Genomic DNA, 242 nt, shown 5'->3' with positions numbered 1-242 from the left:
GATATAGACGATCATTCGCTTTGGCAGTGTTGTTTTGTTTTACTCGCTCAAGCGGTATTTGGCCTGTAACCGCTAAACCAAAAATAGGTTCAGGTGCATCAATACTGTGACCTCCAGCCAACATAATACCTGCATCGGCACAAGCTTGGCGTCCGCCATCAACCACTTGCTGTGCCACTTCTGGGGGCAATACATTAACCGGCCAGCCTAAAATGGCAATAGCCATAATTGGCGTGCCGCCC

1 protein-coding gene is annotated in these 242 nt (G+C 49.2%); it reads right to left on the bottom strand.

Going from position 1 to position 242, the window contains the following annotated elements; translation table 11 throughout:
* Nucleotides 1-242: AIR synthase related protein (locus AAEZ00_RS22010; protein WP_351090155.1), on the bottom strand; the 242-nt coding region annotated here is incomplete at both ends.

This window comes from Shewanella sp. S1-49-MNA-CIBAN-0167, assembly GCF_040310145.1.
Taxonomy (GTDB): Bacteria; Pseudomonadota; Gammaproteobacteria; order Enterobacterales; family Shewanellaceae; genus Shewanella; species Shewanella psychromarinicola.
Note: the sequence above shows the minus strand (reverse complement) of the source record. Positions and strands in the feature narration are given on the sequence as shown.